Raw genomic sequence first — 26,491 nt, 5'->3', positions numbered from 1 at the left:
TCCAGGCGATGGCGGAACTGAAACTCTACGGTATGAAAGCCGCCTATGATGAACTGGTGACCCATGCGGTCAAACGACAGTATCTGCCCCAGCAGGTCATAGGAGAACTGCTCCAGGCCGAAATACATGAAAAGCAGGCCCGGTCGATACGCTACCAGATGACCATTGCCCGGATGCCGCGGGCACAGGATGTCGAGGACTTTCAGTTCGCGGATACGCCCGTCAACGAAACCCTTGTCCGTGACCTGGCTCGGGGCGAATTCCTCGACCTCAAGCGTAATGTCGTGCTTGTGGGGGGCACAGGTACCGGCAAAACCCACCTGGCCACGGCCATTGGCCGGAGCTGCATCCGCACAGGTCGGCGTGGCCGGTTCTTCAACGTGGTGGACCTGGTCAACCGGCTTGAGGCTGACAGTCGGGCGGCAAGGGCGGGTCGGCTGGCCGAACAACTCGGCCGACTGGACTTTGTCATCCTCGACGAACTGGGATACCTGCCCTTTGCCCAGTCTGGCGGACAGTTGCTGTTCCATATGATCAGCCGCCTTTATGAACAGACCTCGGTCATTGTCACCACGAACCTGTCCTTCGGTGAATGGGCCAGTGTATTCGCCGACGCCAAGATGACCACGGCACTGCTCGACCGTCTGACCCATCACTGCGACATCATCGAGACAGGGAACGAAAGCTGGCGGTTCAGGAACCGTAACTGAACCTCTCTCCAGATCCATACCTGCCCCGGCCTGTCTCCTTACGCCTACGGCTTCAGGAGACAGGCCGGGCCTTCAACAGGGGGTTAATATTGCATGCCGATCAGGGGTTATTTTTGAGTGCCGATTGACATCCTGCTGGTGCAAAAGCGCGTCGAGCGCCGTTTTGCATGGGCCGGGCATGACACGGCGGGCGCGCATGCAGCCTGACCCCGGCGCCGTGCTGTCGATACGCAACCTGAGCAGGCTGTACAAGGGGTTCGTAGCCCTTGACCGCATCAGCCTTGACGTGCGGCGCGGCGAAAAGGTCGTGGTGCTCGGGCCATCTGGCGCGGGCAAGTCAACGCTGATCCGCTGCCTCAACCGTATCGAACCCCATGACAGAGGCTCGCTGCACATCAATGGCCAGCCCATTACCGCACGGACCGACCTGATCCGGCTGCACGCGCTCGTGGGGCTGGTGTTTCAGAACTACAATCTGTTCCCGCATCTCAGCGTGCTCGACAACTGCACGCTGGCGCCGCGCATGGTGCGCAAGATGCCGCGCGCGCAGGCCGAGGCACTGGCCATGCGCCTTTTGCAGCAGGTCAATATTGCCGGGCAGGCGCGCAAATACCCCATCCAGCTTTCTGGCGGCCAGCAGCAGCGCGTGGCCATTGCGCGCGCGCTGTGCATGCAGCCCGAGATCATGCTGTTTGATGAACCCACCGCCGCCCTCGACCCCGAGGCCGTGTCCGGCGTAGCCACGATCATGAACGACCTTGCGGCCCAAGGCATCACCATGCTGTGCGTCACGCATGAAATGCGCTTTGCGCGCCATATTGCCGATCGCATCGTGTTCATGGACCAGGGGCGCATCATGGAAATCACGCCCTCCGAGCAGTTCTTCACCAACCCACAGACCAAGCGGGCACGGGAGTTCCTGAACCAGATGATTGGCTAGGATCATAAACGTTTCCGGGTGCCGCCTTTTTTCAAAAAGGCGGTGTTCCTTGAAGCTTTTTGAAAAAAGCTTCACCAAAAACTTTGATCGTTAACGGGTTTTTTAAAACGCGCTTTTCATACCCCATGAAAAAAGGAGCCTTGCGGCTCCCTTTCCCATAACGATTGGACAGGTCTTATGACCAGCGCCAGTTCCTGATTTCGGGCAGGTCCTGACCGTACTGCGCCACATAGCGCGTGTGCTCGACCAGCTTGTCGCTGATCGCCTCGTTGGCATAGGCCGCCTTTTCGGCCAGGCCCGGCACGCGACGGATCACGTTCTGCACCAGATGGAAGCGGTCGAGGCTGTTGCGCACCGTCATGTCGAACGGCGTGGTGGTGGACCCTTCCTCGCGGTAGCCATGCACATGGAAGTTGCGGCAGTTGGTACGCTTGTAGATCAGCTTGTGGATCAGCGCCGGATAACCGTGGAAGGCGAAGATGACCGGCTTGTCGGTGGTGAACAGGCTGTCAAATACATAATCCTCCAGCCCATCCGGGTGCTGGCTGCGTGATTCAAGCGTGAGCAGGTCCACCACGTTGATGACGCGTATCTTGAGGTCCGGCAGGTGCTTGTTGAGCAGTTGCACGGCCGCCAGCGTCTCGATGGTGGGCACGTCGCCCGCACAGGCCATGACCACATCGGGCTCGCCGCCCTTGTCGTTGCTCGCCCATTCCCAGATGCCGATGCCCTTGGCGCAGTGGGCGATGGCGGAGTCCATGTCCAGCCATTGCGGCTCGGGCTGCTTGCCCGCCACGATCACGTTCACCCGGTCGCGGCTTTCAAGGCAGGTTTTGGCCGTGCACAGCAGGGTGTTGGCATCGGGCGGCAGGAACACCCGCACGGTCTTGGCCTTCTTGTTGAGCACATGGTCAATGAAGCCGGGGTCCTGGTGGCTGAAGCCGTTATGATCCTGCCGCCACACATGCGAGGTGAGCAGGTAGTTCAGCGATGCGATCGGCGCGCGCCACGACACCTCATCCGCCTGCTTGATCCACTTGGCATGCTGGTTGACCATTGAGTCCACAATGTGGATGAACGCCTCATAACACGACAGGAAGCCGTGCCGCCCGGTCAGCAGGTAGCCTTCCAGCCAGCCCTGGCAGGTATGCTCGCTCAGGATTTCCATCACGTGGCCATCAACGGCCAGATGGTCATCGTAATCGAAGGTCTCGGCGTTCCAGGCGCGGTTGGTCACGTCCAGCACGGCATTGAGGCGGTTGGAGTTGTTTTCATCCGGCGCCAGCACGCGGAAGTTACGCGCGGGCAGGTTTTCCTTCATCACATCGCGCAGCCACGTGCCCAGCACGCGCGTGCCCTCGCCCAGCGCATGGCCCGGTGATTCCACGCTCACGGCATAATCCGTCACATCCGGCAGGCGCAGGTCACGGCGCAGCAGGCCGCCATTGGCATGCGGGTTTGCACTCATGCGGCGGTCGCCTTTGGGGGCAAGGGCCGCGATTTCGGGCATCAGGGTGCCGTTTTCGTCAAACAGTTCCTCAGGCCTGTAGCTGTGCAGCCATTCATCAAGCAGCTTGAGGTGGGCGGGGTTGGTCATGTCGGTAATGGGCACCTGGTGGGCGCGCCAGTACCCTTCCGTGCGCAGGCCGTCCACCGTCTTGGGGCAGGTCCAGCCCTTGGGCGTGCGCATGATGATCATGGGCCAGGCTGGGCGCGTGGTGTCGTTCTTCTCACGCGCGGCTTTCTGGATCTGGGCAATCTTCGCAAAGGCCGTGTCCATCGCCACGGCCATCTTCTGGTGCATGATGTCCGGGTCATGGCCTTCCACCACGATCGGGTCGTAGCCGTAGCCCTTGAACAGGCTCACCAGTTCATCGGGCGAGATGCGGGCCAGCACCGTGGGGTTGGCGATCTTGTAGCCATTGAGGTGCAGGATCGGCAGCACCGCGCCATCGGTCCTGGGGTCGAGGAACTTGTTGCTGTGCCATGACGTGGCCATCGGCCCGGTCTCGGCCTCGCCATCGCCCACAACGCAGGCCACGACCAGGTCGGGGTTGTCGAACGCCGCACCATAGGCGTGCGAGAGCGAGTAGCCCAGTTCACCGCCTTCGTTGATCGAACCCGGCGTGGTGGGGGCAGCATGGCTGGGAATGCCACCGGGGAAGGAGAACTGCTTGACCAGCCTGGCCAGCCCGTCCGCATCCTGCGTCACTTCGGGGAAGTATTCGGTGTACGTGCCTTCAAGGTAGGTGCTGGCCACCACGCCCGGCGCCCCGTGGCCGGGGCCTGCCACGAACAGGATGCTGCGATCCTGTTCGCGGATGATGCGGTTGAGGTGCAGGTACAGGAAGTTCAGCCCCGGCGTGGTGCCCCAGTGCCCCAGCAGGCGCGGCTTGGTGTGTTCGAGCTTGAGCGGCTCGCGCAGCAGCGGATTGGCCAGCAGGTAGATCTGGGCAATCGACAGGTAGTTGGCTGCGTGCCACCATTTGTTGAACAGCGCGACATCCGCTGTGGACAGCGGTGTTGCGGATGCGGTTTCACTCATTTCCGTTCCTTCCAGAATGGTCCATTCCTGCCCGGCGCTCAGCCCAGACATATCAGCACGTGGCGGCGGATTGTCGTTTCCTCGTCGGTGGGGATCACCCGCACCTCCACGGCGCTATCGGCCGTGCTGATGATTTCGTGGTGCGCGGCATTCGCCGCCGCATCGAGGCGGATGCCCGCCCAGCCCATCCGCGCGCACACGGCGGCGCGGATGATGGCGTCATGCTCGCCAATGCCTGCGGTAAACACCAGCCCGTCCAGCCCCTGCAGGGCCGCCATCATGCCCCCCGCCTGCTGGGCGAAGCGGTAGACAAACAGGTCCAGCGCCTGTGTCACCTCGGCGCTGGTGCCTGCCTTGGCGTGCAGGTCGCGCATATCGGCCGAAACGCCGGACACGCCCAGCAGGCCGGAGCGGTGATAGAGGATGTTCTCGATCTCGGCCGCCCCCAGCCCCTCTTCCTTGAGCATGTACAGGATCACGCCGGGGTCGAGATGCCCGCACCTTGTGCCCATGACCAGCCCGTCCAGCACCGAAAAACCCATGGTGGTGTCAATGCTGCGCCCGGCCTGAAGCGCGCACAGGCTGCCACCGCTGCCGATATGGGCGACAAGCGTGCGCCCATTGGCCAGGTGCGGTGCGCGCTCGCGCAGGGCGGAGGCGATGTATTCATATGACAGGCCATGAAACCCGTAGCGCCGCACGCCACGCGCCGCATAGTCACGCGGCAGGGCCTGCGCCTGCGCCACGGCAGGCAGGGTGTGATGAAAGCCGGTATCGAAACACGCCACCTGCGGCAGGTCGGGATATTGCGCCAGCAGCGCGCGGATGGGGGCAAGGCTGCCGGGCTGGTGCAGGGGCGCAAACGGCGTCAGCGCCGCAAGCCGCGCCAGCACATCAGGCGTAATGCGCACGGGGGCGATGAACTCAGGCCCGCCATGCACCACGCGGTGCCCCACGGCCATGAGGTCCACGCTGCCAAGCTGTTTGCCCACCCATTCCATGAGGGTGGCCATGGGGCCGAGATGCGCCTTGTCGAGATTCGCGCCATCGGCGGTGGGGGCCCATGTCTCGTCCACCAGCACGCGGCCACCCGCGTCATGGGCGACAAAATGGGGGTGGCTGCCGATTCCCTCAAGCTCGCCCGAGGCGATGCGATGGCTCGGGGAGGTCGCCGTCTCGCCTTTTTCAATGGCGAAGAGGGCAAATTTCAGGCTGGATGAACCTGCGTTGAGTGCGAGCACCGCCCGTGTCATGCCTCTCTCCCTGCTGCGTGCCTAGAACCGGCAGCATGTCACGCCCATCTGCCGGACCTGACATTGATGCGAATCAATTGGCCGCACCCAGCCTAACCCAAAGCGGGCAGGAGAACAGCCATCACGCCACATGGCGCCTCCGCGCCACGCAGGTGGCCCAATGGCCGGGAAGGAGAAAAGTTTTTTCTGACCGAAGCAGAATCAGGGAAAGACGCCGGATAAAAGGCCATAAAAGGTTCCGGATGCAGCCTGTTTTCAAAAAGGCTGCATTCTTCAAAGCTTTTTGAAAAAAGCTTCACCAAAAACTTTTCCCTGATGCGGCATGTCAGCCAAAACGCCGGGCCAGAACGGCCCTGGCCGCCGTGCGCGCATGCCCCGCATCACGCCCCACCTGGATCAGGGCGGGAATCTGGAACGGATTGCACACGATGCTACGGGCCAGTGCGCCCACCGCAAGGCTGCCATCAGGCCGCAGCGCCACCACGGCGGCAGGCGGCAAGGTGCGGTCCGCGGGGTCGCACACCACGCGCAGCACGGCGAAGGGCACCTTGCGGGCAGCGGCCATTTCCGCCACCACGCCGCTTTCCATGTCCAGCGCCACGCATCCCGTCTCGCGGTACAGCGCCATCTTGCGGCTGGCGGCGGTTACGATCACATCGCTATGCAGCAGGTCGCCGCCCACCACATCCGCCCGGTCAGCTCCCAGCCATGACAGCAGCGCGGGGGCAGCGGGCAGGCGCTCGCCATTGACCAGCACATTATGCGGCACGACCACGGCACCGGGCTGCAGCGCCGGGTCAAGCCCTGCCGCCAACCCGAAGGAGAGCAGCGCATCCACCCCGCCTTCAAGCAGGTCAAGCACCGCCTGCCGCGCGCCAGACAGGGTCGCGCCACTCAGGCCAAAACGGGCATGGGGCACGAAGGGGCGGATAAGGGCGGCTTCCGCCTCCATGCCCACCACGATGCCCAACCGGGAAAACGGAGAGACTGCTGTGCTACCGGACATATTGATGAATCCCCCTGCCATTATCACAAGCCATGACCGGGGTGGCCGGGCAGTGCGCAACACGGCCATCAGCCCTGATCACACCCGCCCGACACCCGGCTGAAGCCAGTCGTGCCATACGGTGGCCGCTGCCCTTTCCCGCGCTCCGTGCGAACTGAAAGGACAGCACCACCCTGTCGGCGCGACACATACGCAACGCGGCGCCTGCCCCGGTCGCCATGGCCATCATATATTATCGCCCGCGTGCAGGCGCAGGCCGACAGGCCGCCTGTCGTGCCTCATCCCGGTCGGCCCGGCGCGCCCTTGCGGTCATGCACCGCGCGTGCGGCCGCAGCCCCGGAGCGGATCGCGCCCTCAATGGTGGCGGGCAGGCCCGTGGCCGTCCAGTCGCCTGCCAGCAAAAGGTTGGGCACCATGGTGTGCGTGCCGGGGCGCAGGCGGTCCTGCGCGGGCGTTGCGGCAAAGGTGGCGCGCTTTTCACGCACGATGCGCAGCGGCGGCATGGCCACCGGCAGCGGTGTCGTGGCCGCAGGGTCGATGGCGGCGCGCACCTCGTTCCAGATCAGGGGGGCCAGTTCATCCAGGTCACGGCTGGCATAGCGGTTGGCGGCGCTGACCGTGACCGACAGGATGCGGTCCTTGGCGAACACCCATTCACTGATGCCACCCACAACCCCGATAAAATGCGCCTGCGCCAGCCCGCCGGTCAGCACCGGGGCCTGCGGCAGCAGGAAATGCACGTTCAGGATCGCCTCGAACGCATCAGGCGCGCCAAACCCGGGCAGGTCCGCCAGCAGGCCGGAGGCCACCGGGGCGGGCACGGCCATGATGACCGTATCATCGGGGCTGATTTCAATGCGTTCCGCGCCCAGCAGCAACGCCGTGACCGGGCCGCCACGGGTGAACTCCACCGCGCTGACCCGGCTGCCCGTGCGCACCCGCGCCCTGAGCACGGCCAGATGGGCAAGGGCGGGGTCCACAAAACTTTCCGAAAGGCCAATGGCGGGGAAGCGCGGCAGGCAGTTGCGCCCGCCACGGGCCAGGCTTTCCTTCACCACGGCGCCCAGCAGGGCGGCGCTGCCGGTATCGGGCATGGTGTTGAGCACCGATATGGCGAATGGCTCGAGCAGGCGGCGCGAGAGGCTGCCCGCAGGCAGGCAGTCCGCCACCACCATGTCGGGCGTGGCCTCCATCAGCGCCAGCAGGCCACGCAGCTCGGCCAGCCGCATGCCCGGCACACGCCTGCGCTTTGAAAGCACCCATAGCGGCACCCGCCCGCGCGAGAGGTCGAGCGTCCAGCGCAGCCGGTCGGCCAGGTCAATGAACGGAAAGACCGGGCGCTTTGGCCCCACCAGCGTATCCTGCGCCCCGATCAGGCCCAGATAGCGGTACACCGCCGGGTTGCCCGACAGCAGCAGGTGGTTGCCATTGTCAATGCGGCAGTCAAGATGCCGGTCATGATAGGAGCGCGCGCGGCCACCACAGGCGGGCCCGGCCTCGTACACCGTAACCTGCTCGCTGCCACCCGCCAGCTCGACCGCGGCGGACAGGCCCGCAAGCCCACCGCCAATGATATGGACATGACCCGCCATGGCCTCAGCCCGCCAGCGCGCGCAGCGCGATCAGCACCTTGCGCGGGCGTGAGAGCGACACGCGCTTTTCTGGCGTGCCCCAGCCCTGCCGCTCCTGCGCGCCGAGAATGGCGGCATAGGTCGCCCCCATCAGCCGCGCGGGCCGCATGGCCGTGCGGTCGCACCGCGCCATGGCAGCGGCCGCCGAGCGGAAATGGTCATGCGCGCGGGCCGCCAGGATGCGCCCCACCTGCTCGAGCCGCCCGGCATGCACCACCGCCGACGGCTTTGGGGTGATGTCAAAGCGCTCGAGCAGGTCGCGCGGCAGGTAAAGGCGGCCAAGGCGGGCATCCTCGGCCACGTCGCGCAGGATGTTGGTAATCTGCAGAGCACGGCCCAGATGGTAGGCCACCTGGTCGGCCGCGGGCGAGGAATCGCCAAACACCCGCACTGAAAGCCGCCCCACGGCGGAGGCCACGCGGTCGCAATACAGGTCGAACGTCGCCTCGTCGGGGGCGACGATGGGGCCGCGCGCATCCATCTCCATGCCGTCGATCACGTCATTGAAGTCCTGCTGGCGCAGGTCGAAGCGGCGGATGGTGGCCATGAGCACGCGGTCAATGCCATCACGCGCCTCACCGCCGTAGAGCCGGGCAATGCGGGCGCGCCATTCCTCAAGCCTGCGGCTCTTGTCCTCCGCCTCGCCCTCGTCATCGGCCACGTCATCGACAAGGCGGCAGAAGGCATAGACGGCATACATGCCATATCGCCGGTCAGGCGGCAGGATACGCATGCCCTTGCCAAAGGACGTGCCCGACCGCACCACGACCTGCTCGACCTCGGCGAGGTCGGCAGCATCACAGCCCAGTACCGGCGCCTCATCATGCCGCGCGCGCAAAAAACCCATTCCCGCGTGTTCCGTTCACTTTACGAATTAACAGTTGCGCCTGTTCTTAGCGGCAATCACCCCCAAGGACAAAATCACGCCTGATCAGACCAGCGTGCGCACCGCCCCCGCAAGGGCGGCGAGCACATCCCCGCGTGACAGCTTGACCCGGCCCGCCACCGGGTCTTCCCCGCGCAGCCGGGCCGCCAGCCGCTTTGACAGCCCCACGATCACGGCCGCCTCCATGCGCATGCGCCTGTCACGGATCAGGCCGGGCAGCAGGGAGGCGCGGCGGTTGAGTTCATCAACCCGGTCAAGCATCTGGTTGAACACCCGGCGCAGGCCGGGGCTGGCATGGCGGCCACGCAGGTCATCAATGCTGGCCCCCGCCTGCGCAAGCCACGGGCGCGGCAGGTAGCAGCGATCAAGATTGCGCAGGTCATCGGCGCAGTCCTGCAGGTGGTTGAGCACCTGCAATGCCGTGCACAGCGCATCCGACGGGCCGAACGTGCCGGGATCCTCATCATGCAGCTCAAGCAGGAAGCGGCCCACGGGGTTGGCGGAATAGCGGCAGTATTCCTCCAGTTCCTCCCACGAATCGTAGCGGTTCTTCACCGCATCCTGCCGGAACGCCACGATCAGGTCGGTGGCCGTGGTGGTGGGCACGCCTGTCTCGCGCAGCGTCTGGCCCATGCGCACCGCCGTCTGGGCATCAGCGCGGTGGGGGGCGAGGCGCGTGCCGAGCACCACCTCCTCCATCGCGTCGAGGCGGGCGATCTTGGCAGGTGGATCAAGCTGGTCGGTATCGACGATATCATCGATCACGCGGGCGAAATCATAATAGGCATGCACATGCGGGCGCAGCCTGCGGCTGATCAGCAGGGAGCCTACGGGAAAGTTTTCATCCCCGGCATCCTTGCCCGACGAGACATCCGCGCTGCCCCATACATCCTGCTCATCCGTGTTCACCCTACGTCATCCCCCATGGTGCGGTTCATTACCGTTGCAGTACCCTCGCCGCGCATATGTGTCGAGATCGCGCCATCGGGTTCGGTATAGGCGCGGCTTTTCCAGACCACGCCCCGCCCCCGATGGTGGTCGAGCGCCGAGCCGATGGTGGCCAGCGTATAGAACCCCGCAATGACCGGCAGCAACACCGCCCAGGCGGGCGACTGGCCAAACCGGCGCAGCGTGGGCGTGTAGGATGCCATGGACAGCACCCATGCCCCCGCGCCAAGCCCGCAGGGCAGCCCGTGGGTGAACAGCGCAAGCTGCATCGGCAGCATCCATACCAGCACCATGCCGATTACCGTGCCCGCCAGCAGGAGCGGGGAATAGCCAAGCTGCACATAGGCCGTGCGCGCCACCATGCGCCAGATGTCGGACGGATGCGGATAGGGCCGGATGGAGCGCGCCAGGCAGCTATGGCCCAGATAGATCCGCCCCCCGCTATGCTTGACGTGGGCCGCCAGCGTACAGTCATCGATCAGCGCGCCGCGCAGGCTCTCGATGCCGCCAATGCGCGCCAGCGCACTCCAGCGCACCAGCACCGTGCCGCCAGCCGCCCCCGCCACCCTGCTGCGCGGGTTGTTCACGCTGGCAAACGGATAGAGCAGCGCGAAAAAGAAAACGAAAGCTGGCACCAGCATGCGCTCGGCAGGGCTGGCGCAGTTCAGCTCCACCATCTCCGATACCTGGTCGAGCCCGTCTGCCTGCGCCTTGGCCACCAGGGTCGAGACATGGCGCGGGTCGTGGGTGATGTCGGCATCGGTCAGCAGCACGAAACCGCTGGAATCGGGGGCGAGTTCACGTGCGCGCGCCACACCCTGCGCCACGGCCCACAGCTTGCCGCTCCACCCCGCAGGCCGCGCCTTTCCGGTTACCACGGTCAGCCGCCGGTGCGGGTCGGGCACGGCGCGCGCCAGCCGCCCGGTGCCATCGGTGCTGTTGTCATCAACCAGCACGACATGCAGCGCACCGGGATAATCCTGTGCCAGCAGCGAGCCGATGCACGCCGCGACCGACGGCGCCTCATCGCGCGCGGGCACCACCACGCACACATCGGGGCAGGTGGCCGCATCAAGCTGCGGGCCTGGAACGGGGGCCAGCACCGGCCCCGCCTGCCAGAAGCGGCCATGACAGAAAATAAGCCCGAGCCAGATGACCGCTGTCAGAATGGAAAGGGGAAGCACAAGCATGGCAGATGGCTCAATCCAGCATGCCGTGCTGGCGGAACCAGTCGATCGCGTCCGTCACCGCCTCACGCGCGGGGCGCGGGGCGTAGCCGAGTTCACGGATCGCCTTGTCTGACGAGAAGAACATCTTCTTGTGTGACATGGCCAGCATCTCGCGCGTGACGCGGGGCGCAATGCCAAAAGCGCGGGACAGCCATTCGCTCGCCACCGCCACCGGCCAGATCACCGCCTGCGGCAGGCTGATGCGCGGCGGCGCCACCCCCGCGATCTCGGCAGTCATGGCGAACAGGTCGCGCAGCAGGTAGTTCTGCCCGCCCAGGATGTATTTCTCGCCAATGCGCCCGCGTTCCAGCGCCAGGGCATGGCCCTCGGCCACGTCATCCACATGCACGATGTTCACGCCGGTATCGACATAGGCGGGCATGCGACCCGCCGCGCAGTCGAGAATCATCTGGCCGGTGGGCGTGGGCTTGATGTCGCGCGGGCCTACGGGCGTGGAAGGGTTCACGATCACGGCAGGCAGCGCGCGCTCATGCACCAGGCGCAGCACTTCCTGCTCGGCGCGGTATTTCGAGCGCTTGTAGATGCCGATCACGCCATGTTCATGCACCGGCGTTTCCTCATCGGAGATGGTGCCATCGCCAATCAGCCCCAGCGCCGCGACCGAGGAGCAGTACACGATCCGCTCGACCCCCGCCTTCTGCGCCGCCAGCATCAGGCCACGCGTGCCCTCCACGTTGGCCACCATCATCGGCACCGGGTCGGGCACCCACAGCCGGTAATCCGCCGCGACATGGAACACGTAGCGGCAGCCCTTCACGGCCGCATCAAAGCTTTCGGGGGTGGAGAGATCGCCTTCCACCAGCTCGGCGGGCAGATCGCGCAGGTTGGTCAGGTCGCTGCCTTTGCGCACCATGAGCCTGAGCGTATGGCCACGCTCCACCAGATTGCGGGCAACGGCCGAGCCGACAAAACCGGTCGCACCGGTTACAAGGGTTGGGGCAGTCATGGTCTGAACGATCACTCCGTCAGGGGACAGAATTCACGATTGCGATACGGACTCGCAACCGGCGGGCGTTCCATTTATCCCGACACCTCCCGGTGGCGCCAGACCCTGCTGTAGTGTAAGTCAGGCAAAACCAGCCACGGCGGCATCAATTTTCCCCGGTGTCCTGACGCCAACAGACCAAGACGGATCTTTTTTGAGAAAGCTCACAATCCTGCTGGCCCTCCTCGGCCTGGCCCTGCTGACTGGCTGCACCGCCTGGTTCGGGGCCGGATCGGTGATGAAGGCCATCGTCTCCATCGGGGCAGTCGGGTTCATGGCGACCGTGGTGGCACAGCTTGCAGTCGACGCAATACTGGGTCTTGCCTGGCACGCGGCTTGCCGGGACATTCCCTTCGTGCAACTGGTGGTATCGCGCATGATCCGTGATGCCGCCGCGTCGTGCCTGCCCTTCTCGCAGCTTGGCGGCATGGTGCTGGGCATCCGCGCCACCTGCTCGAGCGACCTGTTCGCCCCGCGCGGCAAGGGCCGCCCGGTCGATGGCAGCGAGGCGGCCTGCGCCAACCTTGTCGACATCACCACCGAGGTGATGGGCCAGATCCTGTTCATCCTGACCGCCGTGCTGTGCCTCGTGGCCCACCAGCAGTCCAGCCCGTTCGCGCGCCCGGTCATCATCGGCCTCGTGCTGCTGACCATGGGCATTGCGGGCTTTGTCTATACCCAGCGCCGGGGCGGCGACCTGCTCAAGCGCGCGGGCAAAATGCTTGGCCACAACATGGCCGCCCAGTGGCAGGACGCGATGCTGAGCAGCGCTGACAGCATACAGGAGCGTTTCGACGCCATCTGGTCGCATCCGCGCCGCATCATGGAGGGCGCGCTGCTGCACTACGTGGGCTGGCTGGGCAGTGCCGCCACGATCTGGGTGGCCTACTACTTCCTCGGCGCGCATCTGAGCTTTGGCGGGGCGGTTGCGATCGAGGGCGTTGCATGTGGCATCATGTCCGTCTCGTTCCTCGTGCCCGCGGGCCTTGGCGTGCAGGAGGCGGCCTACATCACCCTTGGCTCGGCCTTTGGCATCGCACCTTCCATCTCGCTGGGGCTGTCGCTGCTGCGGCGCGGGCGGGAACTGGTCATCGGCATTCCCATGCTGCTGTTGTGGCAGGCGATGGAAATGCGCGCCCTGCGCCACAAGAGCCCCGCGCAGCCGGAAGAGGCGCCCGCCCCCATGCCAGCAGCCGAGCCCGCCAAGCCGCCGCAGGACTGAGCGCGCAGCCCTTTCGTGTCACACCCAACAGCCAGACAGACCGCCCCATGACGGACACGCCCGCCCCCCTGTTCGAGACGCTGGTCATTATCGGCCCCGGCCTGATCGGCTCCTCCATCCTGCGCCGCGCACATGAGGACCGGCGCATCGCGCGCAGGCTGGTCGCGTGCGACATCAGCCCCGAAGTGCGCGCCCGCGTGGTGGAGCTGGGCATTGCCGATGACGTCGAAGCCGACCCGGCAGCAGCCGTGCGCGATGCGGATTGCGTCATCATCTGCGTGCCGGTGGGGGCCATTGCCATGGTGGCGGCCCAGGTGCTGCCCGCCATGAAAAAGGGCGCGATCCTGAGCGAGGTCGGCTCGGTCAAGGTGACGGTGATGGAGGCCATGGCCCCGCTGCTGGCGGCCTACCCCGATATTGCCTTCGTGCCCGCGCACCCCATGGCGGGCACCGAGTTCTCCGGCCCCGATGCCGGTTTCGCCACCCTGTTCGAGGACCGGTGGTGCCTGCTCACGCCGCCTGCGGGCACGCCCGCCCCGGCCCTCAGGCGCATAACGACCCTGTGGGAGATGATGGGCGCCCGCGTGCGCGACATGACGGTGGAGCACCATGACCGGGTCTGCGCCATTGTCAGCCACCTGCCGCACCTGCTGGCCTTTACCATATGCGGCACGGCGGATGACCTGGCGGATGAAACACGCTCGGAAGTGCTGGATTTCGCCGCCTCGGGCTTCCGTGACTTCACGCGCATCGCGGCGTCCGACCCCACGATGTGGCGCGACATCTTCCTGAACAATCGCGAGGCGCTGCTCGACATGCTCGACCGCTTCATTGCCGATGCGCAGGCCATGGGCCACGCCATCCGTACCGGCAACGAGGATGTGATTGTCAGCCGCATCAAGCGCGGGCGCGCCATCCGCCGCAGCCTGATCGAGAACCGGCAGGCCTGAAAGACGCTTTGATAATAAAAAGATAAAAGTTTGTGGTGAAGCTTTTTCCCAAAAAGCTTCTAAAGAACGCCGCCTTTTTTGAAAAAAGGCGGCACCCAAAAACTTTCACCATTTTTCTTCAGGTCAGCGTGGCGACCCGCAATGTATTGGTACTGCCCGCCACCCCGAAAGGCAGCCCCGCCACGATCACCACCGCATCGCCCGCAACGCCATAGCCATCGCCCTTGGCCACGGCCAGCGCCTGGTCCACCACGCTCTCCACGGTATGGACCGGGGTTTCCTGCCCGACCGAGATCGCCTGCACCCCCCAGGCCACCGCCAGCCTGCGGGCGATCTCGTCAGTCGGGGTCAGGCCAAGAATGGGGCAGGAAGGCCGCTCGCGCGCAATGCGCAGCGCGGTCCGCCCCGACAGGGTAAAGGCCACGATGGCGGCGGCATCGACCGTGGCCGCCACCTGCCGGGTGGCGGCGGCAATCGCGCCCGCAATGGCGTGGTCCGGCTCGGGGCTGGAGGTTTCCATCTGGCGGCGCCAGACTTCATCCTCCTCAACACGGCGCACGATGCGGTCCATGATCGACACCGCCTCGCGCGGGTATGACCCCACCGCCGTCTCGGCCGAGAGCATGACCGCATCCGCGCCGTCGAACACCGCCGTCGCCACGTCGGAGGCCTCGGCGCGGGTGGGGGTGGGCGCGTTGATCATGCTCTCGAGCATCTGGGTCGCCACCACCACCGGGCGGCCAAGCTGGCGGGCGATGCGGATGATGCGCTTTTGCGCCAGCGGCACGCGCTCGGGTGGCAGTTCCACGCCCAGATCGCCCCGCGCCACCATGACCGCATCCGACAGGGCGATGATCTCGTGCAGGTTGTCCATCGCCTGCGGTTTCTCGAGCTTGGTCATGATCCAGGCCCGGTCACCAGCCAGCGCGCGGGCCTCGCGCACATCCTCGGGCCGCTGCACAAACGACAGGCCGACATATTCAATGCCCAGGTCAAGCGCAAAGGCCATGTCCACCCGGTCCTTGTCAGTCAGGGCGGGAATGGGCAGCACCACATCGGGCACGTTCACGCCCTTGTGGTCCGATAGCGGCCCACCCACCACCACCTCGGTCAGCAGGAAGTCGGGGCCGCGCTCGCACACGCGCAGGGCCAGCTTGCCATCATCAAGCAGCAGCGTGCTGCCCACCTGCGCTGCCGCGATGATTTCGGGATGGGGCAGGTTCACGCGCTTTTCGTTGCCGGGTTCGGCGTCAAGATCGAGCCGGAAGGGCGCGCCCGGTGTCAGCTGCACCCTTGCATTGGCAAAATTGCCCACCCGCAGCTTGGGGCCCTGCACATCGGCCAGGATGCCGATGGGGCGGCCAAGCTCGGCCTCCACATCCCGAATGACCGCGTGGCGGGCGGCGTGGTCTTCATGGGCGCCGTGGGAGAAATTGAGCCGGAAAACATCCACCCCCGCCACGGCCAGGGCGCGGATGGTGGCATGGTCGGTCGTGGCCGGGCCGAGGGTCGAGACGATCTTGGTCCGGCGCATGGCACGGTAGGGTGTATCCGGCATTTCTTTCTCCGCCTGTTCACGTCATTTTCAGGAGGGCGCTATGACCTCCTGCGGCAACAGCCCCCACATGGCGCTGCGCTCGATCCAGCCACTGTACTGCTTGACCGAGACCTTGCACCACGGCGTGCCCGCCTGGCACTGGCGCAGCGTGCCCACCACGCCGGGGCGCAGCACGGCCACCACGGCGGATGAGGTGTTGGCATCCGCATGCAGCATGACCGCACCCTTGATGTCCGCCGCATCGGCCACATCCGCCACATGGCCCACGATGCGGGTATCGGCCCGGCCAATCACGTCGGTCTCCTTGGCGGTGGGCTGGCCCGCCTGCCGGGCATCACCCTGGGGGGGCAGGCCCGGTATGACAAACGTGCGGGTTCCCACCAGGGTTGCCTGATGGACCCAGCCCTTCTGCCCGTCCGAATCCTCGACAAGGCGCCACACATCGAACTCGCGCTCGATTTTTACCGGCAGGCCCCGGCGGTGGTACACCCAGTCAATGGGGTAGCGCTGGCCCGGCCCGGTGCGCAGGTTGACCTCATCGGCACGGAAGGAGGCAAAGCGCGGCAGGGGCAGGCCGGTCACGCTGCCCTTGGTGTTATCGACGGGCGCGAGTGCTGCGGCATCGGGCGGGGCGGCGGGCGGCGTGGCGGGGGCCGGGTGGGCAGCGCTGGCCGCAACCCCCGCGCCTGCCACGGCACCTGCGCCCACACCGGCGGCCACGGCTGCCGCATGGTGATGGTGACCCGCCGCATGCGCGGTTTTCCCGGCTTTTTTTTCCGCCTCTTTTTCCGCCTTTTTTGCAGCCTTGCCAGCCCCATGCACATGGGCATGGCCAAGGCTGGTGGCCGCCTTGTCCGCAGCCGCATGGGCGTGATGGTGGGCCGTGGCCGTTGCGGCCCGCACCGGCCCCGCCTCCATGCCCAGCACCGCCACGCAGGCCGCCAGATACCCCCACCGCCGGGTGCCACGCACCAGCGGCCTGCTGGCCACCCGCGCAAGGAATTCATGCCGCACGCACTGCGCCATCGTGTTCTTCAATCCTTAAAGGGTTATGATCTGCCGCCCCCGGGCGGCTTCGAGAAAGGTGGGAATACCCGCCACCTGCACGCCATCGAGCATCTGCCCGGGCGCAAGGTCGCACAGCTTCAGCGCGGCCTCGCACACCATGAGCGTTGCATCAAGTTCAATCACGGCTTCGCGCAGCGTATCCATGCCCGCAACGCCGCGCGCACGCACGCCCGCGTCATCCGCCGCATCATGCAGGCCACGCCAGTCGCGCGCCAGCGCATGCACGCCCCGCCCCGCCGCGAACACGATGACCGGGCGGCCAATGGCCAGCGCGCCCGCCGCCACCACAAAGGCATAATGCGCGCGGGCATAGGCGCCATCATACAACAGGATGGCCAGCGCCCCGTCATCGCGCATCATGGCGCAGCTCCCTCGGGCACGCCGCACTGGACGGGTGCGGGGTTGTGATGGGCCGAGAGGTCATGGATGGCGGGGTGCGCGCCACACAGGGCGCAGTCAGGGTCGGGCGGCAGGGTAATGGTGTGAAAGCGCATGGCCAGCGCATCCCATACCAGCAGGCGACCGGACAGGCTCTCGCCAATACCGAGGATTTCCTTCAGCGCCTCGGTGGCCTGGAGCGTGCCCATGACCCCGGTCACGGCGCCGAACACGCCCGCCTCCGCGCAGGACGGCACGGTGCCCGCGGGCGGGGCCTCGGGGTAGAGGCAGCGATAGCACGGCCCGCCGGGGCGGAAGGTGGAAAGCTGGCCCTCAAAACGCAGCACGGCGGCGGAAATGAGGGTGCGCCCCTCCAGCGCGCAGGCATCGGCCACGAGGTAGCGGGTGGCGAAATTGTCGCTGCCATCGCATACGAGGTCATATTCCCGCACCAGCGCGCGGGCATTGTCAGCCGCAAGCCGCACGTTATGACAATCGACCCGTGTTCCCGGATTGATCGCGCGCATGGCGGTTGCTGCCGACTCGACCTTGGGCTGGCCGACCCGGTCGGTTACATGCGCGATCTGGCGTTGCAGGTTCGACAGGTCCACCACGTCATCATCAACCAGCCCGATGCGGCCCACGCCTGCGGCAGCCAGGTAAAGGGCCACGGGCGAGCCCAGCCCGCCCGCGCCAATGACCAGAACACTGGCGTTTTTCAACGCTTCCTGCCCCGTGCCACCCACCTCGGGCAGGAGAATGTGGCGCGCGTAGCGCTGGATCTCTTCGTCGGAAAAATTCATTCCTCTCTCCTGCCCCGCCCGTTGCCGCACCCATGGCGGATACACCCTGCCCGACCCCGGCGCAGCCGGGAGAGACAGGCTTTCGATCACGATTACGTGAAAATTATGTCACGCAATCATGAAACCAATGCATGCCCGATATGTTTGCAGTATAAGCTCAAGGGCAAGGTGAAACCATTTTGGGGGGAGTATAAATCAATGTCTTATCTTTCCCGCATGGAAATTCCCGCCAACCTGTCCACCCTGCGCCGCCAGCAGGCGCGGTGGGTATGCGCGGGCACGCTGGCTGCCGCTACCACGCTGTACGCGGCGTCACCCTTTTTTACATTATGGTCCATCACGTCGGCCATCCGCAGCCATGACATGGGCAGCCTCAACACCTGCCTCAAATGGGAATCGGTGCGCAACGGGCTCAAGACACAGGTGGTCGATGACCTGATCGGGCCGCCCGTGGCCGATGATGAGCTGCCTGCCTTCGGGTCATCCTTCGCTTCATCCGCTGCATCCAACGCGATTGACGAGGAAGTGCGCCCCGACAAGCTGGGCATGCTGGTCGATCACCTGATGCCACATGAACAGCAGCCCGCCACGGCGGGCACGATGCTGGGCATGCTGTGGCGGGTGCATGCGCATTTCACCCACCCCGGCGTGTTCGAGGCAAGCGTGCTCATGCCCGGCCATGAAAACGAGACCCCGCTGCGGCTGCAGATGCGCATTCATGCCTTCCAGTGGAAAATCCACCGAATCGACCTGCCCGCGCGCCCTCCGCAGCCTCTTGTCGAGGCATCGGCAGGCCCCGTGCCCCAGCCGCTGACGCAGCCCTAGGCTGGCCAGGCCGCTCGACGGGGCCGGAACGCCGGGCCACGGTTCCTGAAGCTTCCTGAAAAAAGCTTCACCAAAAACTTCTTCCTGTTTCCGGGCCTTACTTCGCGGGGGGAAGGTCTTCTTCCAGCACGGTCATGTGGATGGCGTAGGACACTTCGCCCTCGTCTTCATCACGATGGACGGTGCCCACCACTTCACCATTGACCGCGAGTTCAACCGACAGCCCGGCGCGCGGCGGCGCATTGACGGTAAGCCCCGGCGAGCCCAGCAGACGGCGCAGGCAGACCTGAAGACGCGAAAGTTCGGAAGAGGACATGGCACCCATGAAACGTCTGTTCTCCACAATGGCGAGACCCGCCAGAAACAACAATTCAGGGCCTTGTCCGCCCCTTTGGTCAACGCGCGTGGCAGGTCCGGTCAGGATCGCGCGGCTGCCCCGTGACACAGGCGGGCATGGCCGCAGGCTATAAGCACATGTGCCCACCCCTGCAACCGGCGTGCCCATGATTTTCCCCATCCATGCCCCGCCCGCGCCACGATTGCGGTGTTTCCTCACCATAACGCAACACCAGTAAGAAGGGAGAACAAAGACAATGCGCCCCAGCACTTTTCCCCGGCTGATGCTGTTTGCTGCCCTGCTTGCCCCCACCATCGGGCTGACAGCACTTGCCGCCAGCCTGCCCCCCGCGGGCGCCCCCACCGAGGCCGGAATGGGCCTGAGCGCACGCGCCCTTGCCCGCCAGCTGCATGAAGACGGGGCGGATGCGACCATCAAGGCGCTTGACGAGCACAAGGCCTGGCCGCAGCTGCGCCGCGCCGTGGCGGCTGGCTGGTCGGGCTGGATCGAGCTGGTACCCGAGCTGATCACCCATACCGATGACCAGACGACGGCACGCCTGCGCACGGCCCTGCGCCTGGCCCTGCCACGCAACCCGCGTGCCGTGCTGGCGGTGGTTGATCCGGGCAACGGGCCGCTGCTCGGCGCGGGCGCGCTGTGCACGCCCCACGGCATGACCGCGCATTGGCGCACGACCACCATCCGCGCCGTAAGCGAGGTGCATGACATTCATCTCGCCCATCAGGCCGCCGATTGCCAGGCCGCCCTGGCAGCCAGCAGCGCGGCTACTGGAACGGCAAATAGCGGAACGTGACGTAGATGGTGTTGCCCCCCGTGGTGGGGCTGGCACCATCGCCGCCCCTGTAGGCGAATTTGCGCAGGTAGGTGTACTGCACGCCCGTCATCACCGCGCCATAGCCGCCCTGCAGCACATGCCACCAGCCGCCCACGGTCAGGTCGGCGATGGTATGGGTCTGGGCATCGCAGCTGCCGCCGGTAATCAGCTCCACGTTGCAGCTGCTCAGCGACAGGTCATTCACGCCATAGCCATATTCAAAGCCATCGCTGCCGGTATAGGTCCGCCTGCCAGCACTCTCCACGCCGCCATACAGATAGACCAGCAGGTTTGAGGTCGGGTGGCCGATCAGCCCCATGCTGCCGATGATCTCGGGGATGGGGGCGGGCGAGCCATTGGCCTTGAAGGTGGCGTCGGGCAGCATGGCGGGGCCATAACGGCCAATCCCCTCGCCTGCCAGCACGTTGCCGGTAAACTGCAGGTAGCGCGGGATGACATGCACCGTCACGTCGCCGCCCACGCCACCGGCGAAGGACACATGCTCGCGGATCGGGCCGCCCGGGGCCTGCCCCATCGCCTTGAACCAGCGCGCAAGACCATAGACCTCGTAATGGGCGGGCTTGGTGTCGAGCGCGCCCTTGAGCACGATGTCAGGTGCCACGTCCATGCTGTATTTGGCATTGGGGTTGAGCATGCCCGAACCGGCGTTGTTGTAGAGCAGCGTGGTGCCCGATGAGGCGAGGGTGTCATCATCCGTGCCGGTCATCATCGGGTGGTCGCCCGCGCTGCCCGAGGCCGCATAGGCCACCTGCGGCGCCTCGAGCGAAAGCCCGAGCCACCACTTGCGCCCGAAATCCTTGATGAAGCGGATCTGCGGCACGCGGGTGAACACGATGCCGGGGATCTGGTTGTTATCAACGACCGGCGGCAGCTGCTCATGGCGCGACAGCAGGCCCTGCGTATAGCCCGTGGTCAGGCTCCACGCCTGCCCAGCCAGCACATGGAAGCCCCATTTGGTGTTGCTGTAGGTCATGTACGCCTGGCGGATGCGCGGCGTGTAGCTGTTGGTCTGGTAGCTGTTGGCGGTGCCGGCCGCGCCGCCAAAATCGGTCTCGATATAGCCTGACAGCGTCTCGTCCTTGGTGGGCGAGCCCTGCAGCAGCACGCTCAGGCGGGTAAGCTGGGCGGAGGGGCGGTACTCGCCGGTATGGGCGTTGGGGCTGTTGGCGTAGGGAAACGCGCCCCAGCTTGTGGCGGGGCCGCTGGTCAGGTTCTTGCTGCGATAGATGTTCGAGAAATCGATAAAGCCACCCAGCCTGACCGAAACCCCGCCAATGCGGAAGATGGGCGGCAGGCTGTCCACCCCGGTCTGGGTAATGGCCAGCGGGCTGGAGGAATCAAGGTCGAGCTTGGGCTGGGTGGGCACGATGGATTCGGTCATGGTGTTTTCAGCCGCAGCAGCCGCCTGCGCGTCATCCGACAGGGCGGGGCCGCCGATGGTCAGCCGTGACAGGTCGGGCATGGCCGTGATCTGGCCCGACGGGTTGGTGACCGACGTGCTGCTGGCACCCGGGCGCGGGCCCGAGCGCAGCGTGCGCCCCGCCAGCACATGCGCGTTGCCCGCTGCCATGCCATGACGGGCCTCGAGCTGCTGCACCTTGGCCTCCAGCCGCTGCATCTCGGCATGGAGGGCGCGGATCTCGGCCATGTCATCGGCCCGGGCCGCCACAGGCGCCGCCATGCCCCCCAGCACGACCATCAGCCCGCCCAGCACCATGCGGGGCCTGCCCGCCCTGTCGGCCCGACATGAACAGCGGCCTTCTTTCCAACAGCAATCCATCAGCCTGGCGCGTCTGCCCCTGAATACATGATTGATAAAAACCCCGCCCGCCAGCCTGCCTGCAGCAACAGGCACCGACGGGGGGAAGAAACCTGCCACTACCCGCACCCCATGCCTGACGGGATACAGGATGGGTGGCGCATCCTATTATAGAAAAAACATTCAGCTGCTATGCATTAACTATTCTCATGCACGGCTTATATTCGCATGATTTCCTTTATTCCACACCATTCCCTGCTTTAATTCAAGGCCTCTACATGTGCCACGAAGGGAGTAACACGACATGACCGCACCCCGGCAGACCGGCTCCCCACCCCAGGAGGACCGGCCCCTTGCCGGCGCGCCCCACCCCGACCATCCGCTGCACTGGAAGCTGTATGCATGCGAGATGGTGGCGACAACGGTGCTCATGCTCTGCGGGATCGTGTCGGTTACGGTGCTGACCACGCCCTATACCCCCATTGGCCGTGCGCTCGCCCCCCACCCGCTGGTGCAGACCGCGCTGTGCGGGCTGTTCTTTGGCCTGTCGGGCACGGTGGCGGCGTTCACGCCGTTCGGGCGGGTCAGCGGGGCGCATGTCAGCCCCTCGGTCTCGCTGGCGTTCAGCCTTGCGGGCAGGCTGGGGGTGATCGACCTGTGCGGCTACATCGCAGCCCAGATGACCGGCGCCTGCCTGGCCACGGCACTGCTCGCGGGGCTGGGCCATGTCCTGCCAGTATGGGGGCAGATGGCGCAGGCCTCGGCCTATGCCGCCACCATCCCGTTCCCGCATGTATCGGTGCTGTGGCCACTTGTGACGGAACTGGTGCTGACCGTGCTGCTGGTGCTGATGATCTGTGCCCTTGCCGCCCACCCCACGCTGAAATGGCTCACGCCGTGGGCGGGCGGGCTGTTTTTCCTGGCGTGCAACCCCATCTCGGCCTGGCTGTCGGGCAACAGTTCCAACCTTGCGCGCAGCTTTGGCCCGGCGCTGGTTGCGGGGCAGTGGCAATCTTTCTGGATCTATGCGCTCGGGCCCTTCATGGGAGCGGCGCTGGCCATTGCCATCATCCGCTCGCGCCTGCTCGGCCGCATCGAGGTGGAGGAGGCACGGCTGGTCAATTTCGGCCATCATGGCCGCATCCCCTCGCTGCTCCATCCCGGCCGCCACAGCCAGGCGCGCGAACGGGACACATTATAGTTCCCCGCATGGGGGTGGGTTGCAATCGGCGCGAATTGTTCCCACTATCAGTGTCATTGAACACGAATCGGGGTTCTATCCCGGTTTACAGACGTTCTCAGGGCGGGGCGAAATTCCCCACCGGCGGTAATTGGTCCTGCATGCGGGGCCATAAGTCCGCGAGCGCCCGGCCGCGAAAGCGGGCGGGGTCAAGCAGATCCGGTGAGATTCCGGAACCGACGGTTACAGTCCGGATGAGAGAGAACGGAAACTATAGCCCTGCTTTCCCGCATGGAAGGCAGGCATGTGGTTTTACGCGCCCTGGGTCCGTCCAGATGGATGGAGTACTGTGTTTTGGACGCGTTGCCACAGGGTTCCCACGCCAGCACCGCGCAGGCCGCCGCCCTGCCACGCGCCATCGCCCACGCCTTTCGCGCGGCGGTGGACGAGGCGGCGCGCCATGTGGGCGCGACCGCGCCCAACCCGCCCGTGGGCTGCACCATCCTTGACAGCGAAGGCACCATCCTCGCCACGGGCGGCCACCACCGCGCGGGCACCCCCCATGCCGAGATCCAGGCCATAAACCAGTGCCGCGAACGCGGCCTGCTGGCACGCGCGCATACGGCGGTGGTTACCCTCGAGCCATGCAACCACACCGGGCGCACCGGCCCGTGCTCGCTCGCCATCCTCGCAACGCCCATCCGCACCGTATGGATTGGCGTGCGCGACCCCAACCCGCATGTGCAAGGCGGCGGGGCCGACACGCTGCGCCAGCGCGGCTGCACGGTGCATGTGCTCCAGCCAACCGGCGCGCAGGCCGCCATGCAGGCCCTGTGCCGCAGCCTGCTGGCCCCCTTCACGCATTTCACGCGCACCGGCCAGCCATGGATCACGGTCAAGCAGGCGCTTGATGTCAATAGTGCCATGGTGCCCCCTGCGGGCCGGACCACCTTCACCACCACGGCCTCGCTCGACCTTGCGCACCGCCTGCGCCGGGCGACCGATGCCGTGATTACCGCCACCGGCACCATCCGTGCCGACCGCCCCGGCCTGGACGTGCGCCGCGTGCCCGACCACCCGGATCGTGCGCCGCGCATCCTCGCCATCTGCACCCGCGCGGGCGAGGTGGATGAAGCCTACCTCACCGCCGCACGCAACCGGGGCTTTGAAATACGGGTCTGCACCGACATCGCCGCCCTGCCCGACATGCTCGGCCAGGCGGGTGTTACGTGGGCGATGGTGGAGGCGGGCCCAAAACTGCTGGCCGAAATCGAGGCCCGCGGACTGTGGCATGACTGGCTGAGCATAACCCATGGCCCCGATGGCACGGACCGGTACGCCGTGCGGGTGCGCGAGGGCTGTGTAACCCCGCTGCGCCTCTTCCCCGAACTTGCCGCCGCATAAGGAGTAAGCATGTTTTCTGGCATTATCGAGCACCAGGGACAGGTCAGCGCCGCGCGGCGGCTTGACCGGGATCTGGACATCACGGTGGAAACGGGCATCACCGACCTTGCCCTTGGCGAGAGCATCGCCGTCAATGGCGTGTGCCTGACCGTGACCTCCTTTGATGCGAAAGGCACGGCCACCTTCTTCATCAGTTCCGAGACGCTGGACCGCACGGCGCTTGGCCGCATCGAGGCCGGGCACACCGTCAACCTCGAACGCGCGGTCACGCCCGCCACGCGGCTTTCGGGCCATATCGTGCAGGGCCATGTCGATGGCACGGGCCGCCTGCTCGCCGTGCGCACGGAAGGCGAGGGGCGGCACATCACCTTCACCATTCCCGCCCGGCTGCGCCGCTACCTCGTCGAGAAAGGCTCCATCACCATCGATGGCATCAGCCTCACCCTGAACGAAGTGGGCGCACCGGGCGAGGATGGCTGCGATGCGGATGCATTCCGCATCGCCCTGATGATCATCCCCCACACATGGGAACACACCACCCTTGGCAGCCTGAAGCCAGGCGACGCCGTGAACATCGAAGTCGATGTCATTGCTAAATATGTGGAGAGCGTATGTCAGTATCGTTGATGCCCCCGGCACTGGCGCAGGCCGTGGAAACCATCCGCCGGGGCGGGATGATCATCCTTGTGGATGACGAGGACCGCGAGAACGAGGGCGACCTGGTCATGGCCGCCGAACTCATGACGCCAGAAGCCATGAACTTCATGGTCACCCACGCGCGCGGGCTGGTGTGCATGCCCATGTCGCCCGAGCGGATCACGCAGCTCAACCTGCCCATGATGACACAGGTGAACACCTGCCCGCGCGGCACGGCGTTCACCGTCTCCATCGAGGCGCGCGAGGGGGTGACCACCGGCATTTCCGCCGCCGACCGCGCCGAGACCGTGCTGGTGGCGGCAGCGCCGGATGCGAAGCCCGCGGATCTGGTCTCTCCGGGCCACATCTTCCCGCTGCGCGCGGTGCCCGGCGGCACGGTGGCGCGCCCCGGCCACACCGAGGCCTCGGTGGACCTTGCCCGCATGGCGGGGCTGATCCCGGCTGCCGTGATCTGCGAGATCATGAACGAGGACGGCACCATGGCCCGCATGGACGACCTGCGCCCCTACGCCAGGCGCCACGGGTTGCAGATCCTGTCCATCGCCGAACTGGCGAAATGGCTGAAAGACAACCCGATCGCGGCAGAAACGGAAGAAAAGCCCGCCATCGAGCAGGTCGCCCGCGCCCGCCTGCCCAGCCGCTTTGGCGGGCCTGACATGATGATCCACGCCTTTCGCGCGCCCGATGGCACGGAGCATGTGGCCATGGTCAAGGGCGAACCCGGCAGGCCGGGGAGCGTGCCGCTGGTGCGCCTGCATTCGGAATGCGTGACGGGCGATGCGCTGGGCTCGCTGCGCTGCGATTGCGGCGCGCAGCTACAGGGCGCGCTCGAGCAGATTGGCGCAGCCGAGTCCGGCGTGCTGGTCTATGTGCGCGGGCATGAGGGGCGCGGCATTGGCCTGGCCAACAAGATCCGTGCCTATGCGCTGCAGGATGACGGGCTGGACACGGTGGACGCCAACCACCGCCTTGGCTTCGAGACCGACGCGCGCGACTGGCAGGCCGCCTCGGACATCCTGCGCGCGCTGGGTGTTGACCGGCTCGACCTGCTGACCAACAACCCCGACAAGGTCCATGCCCTGCAACGCCACGGCTTTGACGTGCGCAGGCGCATTGCGCTGGCCATTGCGCCCAACCCCTTCAACCGCGCCTATCTGGAAGCCAAGCGCACCCGGATGGGCCACGCCCTGTGCGAACCCGCCACGGCGGATGCCGACTGACAAAAGTTTCTGGGCGCCGCCTTTTTTCAAAAAGGCGGCGTTCTTCAAAGCTTTTTGAAAAAAGCTTCACCAAAAACTTTCATCACTTTACCTCACCATAAAAACGGACAACGCCGGATA

Annotated in this window: 25 protein-coding genes and 1 riboswitch; of the genes, 10 read left to right on the top strand and 15 right to left on the bottom strand. The window is 65.8% G+C overall.

Annotated elements, in window-relative coordinates:
• Positions 1-8: 8 nt before the first annotated feature.
• Together istB and OQZ28_RS02195 are read left to right on the top strand one after the other, a co-directional pair.
• Positions 9-710 carry an IS21-like element helper ATPase IstB gene (gene istB / locus OQZ28_RS02200; RefSeq protein WP_458135025.1) on the top strand — a complete coding sequence of 234 codons (702 nt, stop codon included), beginning with the start codon at positions 9-11 and terminating at the stop codon, positions 708-710.
• A gap of 196 nt (positions 711-906) precedes the next feature.
• Positions 907-1,650, top strand: coding sequence for an amino acid ABC transporter ATP-binding protein (locus OQZ28_RS02195; protein WP_207303420.1), 744 nt, complete (start codon positions 907-909; stop codon positions 1,648-1,650).
• 175 nt (positions 1,651-1,825) lie between these two features.
• Here OQZ28_RS02195 and OQZ28_RS02190 read toward each other — a convergent pair whose 3' ends face one another.
• From OQZ28_RS02190 to hpnA, 9 genes are all read right to left on the bottom strand, one after another.
• Complete coding sequence (locus tag OQZ28_RS02190) at positions 1,826-4,195, bottom strand: phosphoketolase family protein (RefSeq protein WP_130730882.1); 2,370 nt, start codon at positions 4,193-4,195, stop codon at positions 1,826-1,828.
• A 38-nt stretch (positions 4,196-4,233) separates the two neighbouring features.
• The gene (locus OQZ28_RS02185) at positions 4,234-5,448 is read right to left on the bottom strand and encodes an acetate/propionate family kinase (protein WP_458135011.1); all 1,215 of its coding nucleotides are present in this window, start codon (positions 5,446-5,448) and stop codon (positions 4,234-4,236) included.
• 92 nt (positions 5,449-5,540) lie between these two features.
• Entirely contained in the window at positions 5,541-5,747 is a 207-nt protein-coding gene (locus tag OQZ28_RS02180; RefSeq protein WP_458135010.1) for a hypothetical protein, read from the bottom strand.
• 26 nt (positions 5,748-5,773) lie between these two features.
• Positions 5,774-6,454, bottom strand: coding sequence for a phosphorylase family protein (locus OQZ28_RS02175; protein WP_458135009.1), 681 nt, complete (start codon positions 6,452-6,454; stop codon positions 5,774-5,776).
• 278 nt (positions 6,455-6,732) lie between these two features.
• Positions 6,733-8,046, bottom strand: a complete 1,314-nt coding sequence (gene hpnE / locus OQZ28_RS02170; protein ID WP_458135008.1) for a hydroxysqualene dehydroxylase HpnE — start codon at positions 8,044-8,046, stop codon at positions 6,733-6,735.
• A 4-nt stretch (positions 8,047-8,050) separates the two neighbouring features.
• Complete coding sequence (gene hpnD / locus OQZ28_RS02165) at positions 8,051-8,932, bottom strand: presqualene diphosphate synthase HpnD (RefSeq protein WP_458135007.1); 882 nt, start codon at positions 8,930-8,932, stop codon at positions 8,051-8,053.
• 84 nt (positions 8,933-9,016) lie between these two features.
• Positions 9,017-9,880 (bottom strand): squalene synthase HpnC, encoded by an 864-nt coding sequence (hpnC, locus tag OQZ28_RS02160; RefSeq protein WP_458135006.1) that lies wholly within the window; start codon positions 9,878-9,880, stop codon positions 9,017-9,019.
• Positions 9,877-11,109, bottom strand: coding sequence for a glycosyltransferase (locus tag OQZ28_RS02155; RefSeq protein WP_458135005.1), 1,233 nt, complete (start codon positions 11,107-11,109; stop codon positions 9,877-9,879). The genes hpnC and OQZ28_RS02155 overlap by 4 nt, the downstream gene beginning before the upstream one ends.
• A gap of 10 nt (positions 11,110-11,119) precedes the next feature.
• Positions 11,120-12,115 carry a hopanoid-associated sugar epimerase gene (gene hpnA, locus OQZ28_RS02150; protein ID WP_061273926.1) on the bottom strand — a complete coding sequence of 332 codons (996 nt, stop codon included), beginning with the start codon at positions 12,113-12,115 and terminating at the stop codon, positions 11,120-11,122.
• Between the two features lie 193 nt (positions 12,116-12,308).
• Between hpnA and OQZ28_RS02145 the strand changes: the two genes are divergently transcribed.
• Positions 12,309-13,376 carry a lysylphosphatidylglycerol synthase domain-containing protein gene (locus OQZ28_RS02145; protein ID WP_130730874.1) on the top strand — a complete coding sequence of 356 codons (1,068 nt, stop codon included), beginning with the start codon at positions 12,309-12,311 and terminating at the stop codon, positions 13,374-13,376.
• A gap of 47 nt (positions 13,377-13,423) precedes the next feature.
• Positions 13,424-14,326, top strand: coding sequence for a prephenate dehydrogenase/arogenate dehydrogenase family protein (locus OQZ28_RS02140; protein ID WP_458135004.1), 903 nt, complete (start codon positions 13,424-13,426; stop codon positions 14,324-14,326).
• A 118-nt stretch (positions 14,327-14,444) separates the two neighbouring features.
• Here the strand turns inward: OQZ28_RS02140 and pyk are convergent, their stop codons facing one another.
• Genes pyk through OQZ28_RS02120 form a run of 4 tightly spaced genes read right to left on the bottom strand, consistent with a single transcriptional unit; the run spans position 14,445 to position 18,133 of the window.
• The gene (gene pyk, locus OQZ28_RS02135) at positions 14,445-15,884 is read right to left on the bottom strand and encodes a pyruvate kinase (protein ID WP_130730872.1); all 1,440 of its coding nucleotides are present in this window, start codon (positions 15,882-15,884) and stop codon (positions 14,445-14,447) included.
• A 27-nt stretch (positions 15,885-15,911) separates the two neighbouring features.
• Positions 15,912-16,910: an SH3 domain-containing protein gene (locus OQZ28_RS02130; RefSeq protein WP_130730871.1), complete on the bottom strand. Its 999-nt coding sequence runs from the start codon at positions 16,908-16,910 to the stop codon at positions 15,912-15,914.
• Between the two features lie 15 nt (positions 16,911-16,925).
• Positions 16,926-17,312, bottom strand: a complete 387-nt coding sequence (locus tag OQZ28_RS02125) for a DsrE family protein (protein ID WP_130730870.1) — start codon at positions 17,310-17,312, stop codon at positions 16,926-16,928.
• Complete coding sequence (locus OQZ28_RS02120) at positions 17,309-18,133, bottom strand: HesA/MoeB/ThiF family protein (RefSeq protein WP_130730869.1); 825 nt, start codon at positions 18,131-18,133, stop codon at positions 17,309-17,311. Before OQZ28_RS02120 ends, OQZ28_RS02125 begins: the two co-directional genes overlap by 4 nt.
• Before the next feature lie 198 nt (positions 18,134-18,331).
• On the opposite strand from OQZ28_RS02120, the gene OQZ28_RS02115 reads away from it, so the two are divergent.
• Positions 18,332-18,958 (top strand): DUF2939 domain-containing protein, encoded by a 627-nt coding sequence (locus tag OQZ28_RS02115; RefSeq protein ID WP_458135003.1) that lies wholly within the window; start codon positions 18,332-18,334, stop codon positions 18,956-18,958.
• A 97-nt stretch (positions 18,959-19,055) separates the two neighbouring features.
• On the opposite strand, the gene OQZ28_RS02110 is transcribed toward OQZ28_RS02115, so the two are convergent.
• Positions 19,056-19,283, bottom strand: a complete 228-nt coding sequence (locus OQZ28_RS02110; RefSeq protein ID WP_110568538.1) for a DUF3126 family protein — start codon at positions 19,281-19,283, stop codon at positions 19,056-19,058.
• A 268-nt stretch (positions 19,284-19,551) separates the two neighbouring features.
• Between OQZ28_RS02110 and OQZ28_RS02105 the strand changes: the two genes are divergently transcribed.
• On the top strand, positions 19,552-20,109 hold the full coding sequence (locus OQZ28_RS02105) for a hypothetical protein (protein ID WP_242621738.1): 558 nt from the start codon (positions 19,552-19,554) through the stop codon (positions 20,107-20,109).
• Here OQZ28_RS02105 and OQZ28_RS02100 read toward each other — a convergent pair.
• The gene (locus OQZ28_RS02100) at positions 20,081-21,868 is read right to left on the bottom strand and encodes a hypothetical protein (RefSeq protein WP_458135002.1); all 1,788 of its coding nucleotides are present in this window, start codon (positions 21,866-21,868) and stop codon (positions 20,081-20,083) included. The two genes, OQZ28_RS02105 and OQZ28_RS02100, sit on opposite strands and share 29 nt — an antisense overlap.
• Positions 21,869-22,214: 346 nt before the next feature.
• Here OQZ28_RS02100 and OQZ28_RS02095 point away from each other — a divergent pair, with 346 nt between their 5' ends.
• From OQZ28_RS02095 to ribB, 4 genes are all read left to right on the top strand, one after another.
• A complete protein-coding gene (locus tag OQZ28_RS02095) occupies positions 22,215-23,111 on the top strand; it encodes an MIP/aquaporin family protein (RefSeq protein WP_130730866.1) in 897 nt (298 codons plus the stop codon).
• 89 nt (positions 23,112-23,200) lie between these two features.
• A riboswitch (FMN riboswitch) is annotated at positions 23,201-23,360 on the top strand.
• A gap of 135 nt (positions 23,361-23,495) precedes the next feature.
• On the top strand, positions 23,496-24,494 hold the full coding sequence (gene ribD, locus OQZ28_RS02090; RefSeq protein ID WP_130730899.1) for a bifunctional diaminohydroxyphosphoribosylaminopyrimidine deaminase/5-amino-6-(5-phosphoribosylamino)uracil reductase RibD: 999 nt from the start codon (positions 23,496-23,498) through the stop codon (positions 24,492-24,494).
• A gap of 9 nt (positions 24,495-24,503) precedes the next feature.
• Positions 24,504-25,121, top strand: coding sequence for a riboflavin synthase (locus OQZ28_RS02085; RefSeq protein ID WP_458135001.1), 618 nt, complete (start codon positions 24,504-24,506; stop codon positions 25,119-25,121).
• The gene (ribB, locus tag OQZ28_RS02080; protein ID WP_458135024.1) at positions 25,121-26,371 is read left to right on the top strand and encodes a 3,4-dihydroxy-2-butanone-4-phosphate synthase; all 1,251 of its coding nucleotides are present in this window, start codon (positions 25,121-25,123) and stop codon (positions 26,369-26,371) included. The genes OQZ28_RS02085 and ribB overlap by 1 nt, the downstream gene beginning before the upstream one ends.
• Positions 26,372-26,491 lie beyond the last annotated feature (120 nt).

This window comes from Komagataeibacter sp. NFXK3 (assembly GCF_054182245.1).
The sequence above is the reverse complement of the archived record's forward strand: the minus strand, read 5'-3'. Positions and strand labels throughout refer to the sequence as shown.

Bases quoted from the DNA above. Each gene is read 5' to 3' on its own strand.
- istB (WP_458135025.1), top strand. From the start codon at position 9: ATGGCGGAACTGAAACTCTACGGTATGAAAGCCGCCTATGATGAACTG.
- OQZ28_RS02195 (WP_207303420.1), top strand. From the start codon at position 907: ATGCAGCCTGACCCCGGCGCCGTGCTGTCGATACGCAACCTGAGCAGG.
- OQZ28_RS02190 (WP_130730882.1), bottom strand. From the start codon at position 4,195: ATGAGTGAAACCGCATCCGCAACACCGCTGTCCACAGCGGATGTCGCG.
- OQZ28_RS02185 (WP_458135011.1), bottom strand. From the start codon at position 5,448: ATGACACGGGCGGTGCTCGCACTCAACGCAGGTTCATCCAGCCTGAAA.
- OQZ28_RS02175 (WP_458135009.1), bottom strand. From the start codon at position 6,454: ATGTCCGGTAGCACAGCAGTCTCTCCGTTTTCCCGGTTGGGCATCGTG.
- hpnE (WP_458135008.1), bottom strand. From the start codon at position 8,046: ATGGCGGGTCATGTCCATATCATTGGCGGTGGGCTTGCGGGCCTGTCC.
- hpnD (WP_458135007.1), bottom strand. From the start codon at position 8,932: ATGGGTTTTTTGCGCGCGCGGCATGATGAGGCGCCGGTACTGGGCTGT.
- OQZ28_RS02155 (WP_458135005.1), bottom strand. From the start codon at position 11,109: ATGCTTGTGCTTCCCCTTTCCATTCTGACAGCGGTCATCTGGCTCGGG.
- hpnA (WP_061273926.1), bottom strand. From the start codon at position 12,115: ATGACTGCCCCAACCCTTGTAACCGGTGCGACCGGTTTTGTCGGCTCG.
- OQZ28_RS02140 (WP_458135004.1), top strand. From the start codon at position 13,424: ATGACGGACACGCCCGCCCCCCTGTTCGAGACGCTGGTCATTATCGGC.
- pyk (WP_130730872.1), bottom strand. From the start codon at position 15,884: ATGCCGGATACACCCTACCGTGCCATGCGCCGGACCAAGATCGTCTCG.
- OQZ28_RS02130 (WP_130730871.1), bottom strand. From the start codon at position 16,910: ATGGCGCAGTGCGTGCGGCATGAATTCCTTGCGCGGGTGGCCAGCAGG.
- OQZ28_RS02125 (WP_130730870.1), bottom strand. From the start codon at position 17,312: ATGATGCGCGATGACGGGGCGCTGGCCATCCTGTTGTATGATGGCGCC.
- OQZ28_RS02120 (WP_130730869.1), bottom strand. From the start codon at position 18,133: ATGAATTTTTCCGACGAAGAGATCCAGCGCTACGCGCGCCACATTCTC.
- OQZ28_RS02115 (WP_458135003.1), top strand. From the start codon at position 18,332: ATGTCTTATCTTTCCCGCATGGAAATTCCCGCCAACCTGTCCACCCTG.
- OQZ28_RS02110 (WP_110568538.1), bottom strand. From the start codon at position 19,283: ATGGGTGCCATGTCCTCTTCCGAACTTTCGCGTCTTCAGGTCTGCCTG.
- OQZ28_RS02105 (WP_242621738.1), top strand. From the start codon at position 19,552: ATGCGCCCCAGCACTTTTCCCCGGCTGATGCTGTTTGCTGCCCTGCTT.
- OQZ28_RS02100 (WP_458135002.1), bottom strand. From the start codon at position 21,868: ATGGTGCTGGGCGGGCTGATGGTCGTGCTGGGGGGCATGGCGGCGCCT.
- OQZ28_RS02095 (WP_130730866.1), top strand. From the start codon at position 22,215: ATGACCGCACCCCGGCAGACCGGCTCCCCACCCCAGGAGGACCGGCCC.
- OQZ28_RS02085 (WP_458135001.1), top strand. From the start codon at position 24,504: ATGTTTTCTGGCATTATCGAGCACCAGGGACAGGTCAGCGCCGCGCGG.
- ribB (WP_458135024.1), top strand. From the start codon at position 25,121: ATGCCCCCGGCACTGGCGCAGGCCGTGGAAACCATCCGCCGGGGCGGG.